Below are 3,826 nucleotides of genomic sequence, written 5' to 3'. Positions count from 1 at the left end.
ACAAAACCAATTTCAAATTAAGCCTAATACCCAAATTGCTTGTAGCGTGTGTTGTAGGCTGTTTTTATTTATTTAGTTAAATATATTCCACCATTTTTTTCTGGGTTCTTTTGATATTATTTTAGGATTATCCTCGATTAATTTGCCGTCGAAATTTATCAAATATTCATTCGATTCAAAATCAAATAATCTGATTATATCATTTTCTATTTTTAGTTCAGTTTTACCTTCAATATTTACCCAAATATCTCTTCCTCCAAAACTCCAAACTATTTCTCCATTTCTTGTGATTCTTTTAATTTCTAATTCGCCACGAGTAATGAAATCATTTTCAATTTTATAAAATTCAAAAACCGTAGCAAAATCAAATTCTCTTCTCCATTGTAATTCCAAAGTCGGTATTTCTAACAGTAAATTTTATTACAAACTCGAATCCAAATTTTGTCATCCTCAATGATAAAAGAATTTTCAAATATTCCAGTTCCTCCGCCAACTTCACAAATTATAGCACTTGAAATTTCGGTTTCAAATTCTTTAACAATAATTGCGTGCTTGCTGTTCGGATAAATCTGTCTTCTTGATGTTCACCTTCAAAATAAACTTTGTCATAGAATCTTAAATTATCGACTGAATTTAGAGTGTAGTTTGGCTCGTCAAATACCTCAATTTCGTAGTTCTTATACTTCAGTTTCATTTAATTATACGGTTTTTTTCCAAAATAGCCTACAACGTTCCGCCGCTTCTCGTCAGTTGCGAAGTTCGGAACGAATTATTTTCTGTTAAAGATAAAAATTCTTGCGAAACGTATACGTGAACTTACCACAAAATTCGCAATTGCGAGAAACGGCTGTTAGCCGTTGTTTTTTTTTATTTCTTTTTGTTTTTTCAATATGTTCACAAACTTTATTCAATTCTGTTATTAAATTTTTAATTGTAAACTTTTTTAATGGTCTCATTAGAGTATTTTCGTTTAAGTGTTTATTCAGTAAAAGTTTCCAAGTCTTTTAATAATGCTTTATCGTTATATAAATATTCTCCAATGTTTGTAGAAGTATAACGAGAACCAAGTAGTTCAGTAATGGTTTCAATTGTTTGGTTCTCTGCATTTACTATTTTTGAGAATAATGTATCTGCAACTATATATTTGAACAAGTCAGTTGATAGATTGAATTTTTGGAATATCTCATCTATTAACTTTTCATCATTGTTTTCAATATATTTGATAAGTTCATTGCTTTTTTTAGCGTCTTGTTCTTTTTTAATTTTATTATGAAATTCTTTTATTAATTCCCTGATTTCAGCAACTTGATCATTGTCTGCTTTGAAATGGAATAGATTGTCAAAACGCTTTGGCTTATTTCTTTTCTCTTTGAACATTCAGTTAAACCTTTAATAATAAATTCTTTAATTTCTTTTTTAGAAAGCGTTATTAATTTATTTTCTTCAAAGTAATAATAAAAATTTGCAATTTGTGAATAGTCATATAAAGAGTAATCTCCTTTTTCGGCATAAGATTTTACTTCGACACATAATTTCTCAAAATCATTGTCAGAAAGCATTCTAAATTTGTAATTAAGCAAAGTATTGAATGCAATTGATTCTGGTTTGCCAAATTCAGCATTGTTTTTATTTGTTAATTGTGTTTTTAAACCTTCTTCATTCAAATATCCTGAAAGAATAAAAGAATAAATTGAAGGGTAAAAAGCATATTCCTCTTGTCTTTTATCTAAATAGGTTTCGTTAAATATTTCTTTTTTTGATTTTGTTTGTTCTCCATCTGGTCCATTTTTTTTAAGCAAAGTTCTTGACAAAATTGACCACTTATTATAGCCTGCAAATTCTTCAAAGTTTTCAAATTCTTTAGAAGTAATTTTTCCGCTTTTGAATTCTATTGTAACTATAATAGAAAAGAGAATTATTTCTTTTATAAATTTTTCATTTTGGTTTAAAATTATTGGATGAATTTTTGCTAAAATTTCTAAATAAAAACTAACAGTTCTCAAGTTTTGTTGTTCGTATTCTACCAAAATATCAGTTGTATACTTTTCATGTTTTACTAAAAAATCATAAAAGTCAGGATTTGAAGTTTTGTATTTTATTAATAACTTGGGTAATGTTTCTTTTATATCGAGCTTGAAATTTATTATTCTACCAATTAATTTTTCTTTAATGTTATTATAGCTTTTATCTTTTTGAGATTTGTCAATCTCTTTTTCATCAGTAAGTATTATAGTTTTTAAATTTTTATGTTCTACATAATTATTGATAAATCCTAAAACCTCTTTTACAGGAATCTGACTTCTTTCTAAATCATCAAAGCAAATTATGTATTTTGTAAAATTAAAAGCATCAACACTCACGCCTTTGAAAATATCACTTATACTACTTTTAAGAAAATATGAACTAGCTTTATTAATAACGTTTGTAACTAGAGTTGTTGTGTTTTTCAATAAACTACTTTCTTTACTTCCTATGAAAGGAATTAGTTTAATAAATAACATATGTTCTAATGTTTCAATTTTACTTATCCCATTTAATGAAATATAGATTTCTTTATACTCGTTTTGTTTTACTATTTCTTTAAGTGTATTTTTCCAAAAAAATGATTTTCCGCTTCCCCAATTACCATTTAGCATTAAAGCGTAATTTGTATTTTCGGTTTTTAAATAATCATTAAATATCGATTTTATGTTTTCAGTATTCATTATGAATTCTCTTTTTAGTGTGGTGAGCGAAAATAACGGCTAACGTTTGCGGCTATGCGAAGTGCCTTCTTTCGCCGCTTCACTAATGATAGCTAAAATAGCCAAATTTTTTAATTTGTACTATTTTTATCTAAAAAAGCGGAAGGCATTTTGCATAGCCGCTGTTGGGGGTAGTTACTTAATTATGCACAACCATCGCTTAATTAAGTAACGGAGTTGGATAGACTACTCCTCTCTTTTTTTTTCAACACAATGCTATTCAATGAAACCAATTATTTATTGCGCTTAGCAAGCCTGCTAGGCGAAGTCAATAATAGGGGTTTTAGGGCTCTATTTTTTTGGTGATGTTTAAGTTAGCAAAAATAAATATAGTATTGACTTTGTCATTTATTTTCGATAACTTAGCCAAGTCTTTTACGTTGTCAAACGTATTGAAAGTGAACTTTCTACGATTCCCAATCGAAAGACTTGAAGCCTAAATGCTTTATTCTTCTAAACATCCCAAAAAAATATCCCGAAAATTCATTGTGAAAAAACGTCGTAGTCTAAGTGGCACGGTCCAATTACCTCCAACTAGCATATACACGAAACAAACCTTCGTATATACACCTATATTTGGGTGGCTATGCGAAGGTTGGTTTCGCTTAATTGTTTTTCAAATATATTATTTTTTTTCTTACAAATCATCAAAAGGACTTTTAATTTGTTGCAAACTTTTCGTACTAACATGAGTGTAAATCTCGGTGGTTTTACTACTATTATGGCCTAATAATTCTTGAATGTATCGTAAATCGGTGCACTTTCTAATAAATGAGTGGCAAAACTGTGGCGCAACCAATGTAAAGTAGCGGTTTAGGGATTGCTGTTTTTCGAAGGGCTTGTTTGAGTATGAGTTGTAAACTTCTGGCATCATAAGGTTGTCCTTTACTTTGCCCTTCGAACAAATAGTTAGTAGGTTGGTATGCTTTATAGTACTCTCTAAGCATTTCTAATATTTTGGGAGATAAAGGAGCGATTCTGTCTTTTTTACCTTTGCATTTTTGATTAATACTATATTTCTCTTGGAGTCAATATGTACTGGTTGCAAGGATAATAACTCACCACAACGTAACCCACAACTA

The 3,826-nt window shown here is 28.9% G+C and carries 6 protein-coding genes; all 6 read right to left on the bottom strand.

Annotation, left to right across the window (positions count from 1 at the left end):
• Window positions 1–72: 72 nt before the first annotated feature.
• A complete protein-coding gene (locus BXU11_RS17110) occupies window positions 73–393 on the bottom strand; it encodes a hypothetical protein (protein ID WP_078213380.1) in 321 nt (106 codons plus the stop codon).
• Window positions 394–502: 109 nt separating this feature from the next.
• A complete protein-coding gene (locus BXU11_RS17105; protein WP_078213379.1) occupies window positions 503–694 on the bottom strand; it encodes a hypothetical protein in 192 nt (63 codons plus the stop codon).
• Between the two features lie 284 nt (window positions 695–978).
• On the bottom strand, window positions 979–1,377 hold the full coding sequence (locus tag BXU11_RS17100) for a hypothetical protein (RefSeq protein WP_078213378.1): 399 nt from the start codon (window positions 1,375–1,377) through the stop codon (window positions 979–981).
• Window positions 1,284–2,705 (bottom strand): P-loop NTPase fold protein, encoded by a 1,422-nt coding sequence (locus tag BXU11_RS17095; RefSeq protein ID WP_078213377.1) that lies wholly within the window; start codon window positions 2,703–2,705, stop codon window positions 1,284–1,286. The genes BXU11_RS17100 and BXU11_RS17095 overlap by 94 nt, the downstream gene beginning before the upstream one ends.
• Before the next feature lie 676 nt (window positions 2,706–3,381).
• A complete protein-coding gene (locus BXU11_RS18470; RefSeq protein WP_304529064.1) occupies window positions 3,382–3,543 on the bottom strand; it encodes a tyrosine-type recombinase/integrase in 162 nt (53 codons plus the stop codon).
• Window positions 3,509–3,691, bottom strand: a complete 183-nt coding sequence (locus tag BXU11_RS18465; protein WP_255373962.1) for a hypothetical protein — start codon at window positions 3,689–3,691, stop codon at window positions 3,509–3,511. The genes BXU11_RS18470 and BXU11_RS18465 overlap by 35 nt, the downstream gene beginning before the upstream one ends.
• Window positions 3,692–3,826: the final 135 nt, after the last annotated feature.

Origin of the sequence: Flavobacterium sp. LM5, from assembly GCF_002017945.1 — a bacterium.
Lineage (GTDB): Bacteria > Bacteroidota > Bacteroidia > Flavobacteriales > Flavobacteriaceae > Flavobacterium > Flavobacterium succinicans.
This window is presented reverse-complemented; position numbering and strand designations above follow the sequence as displayed.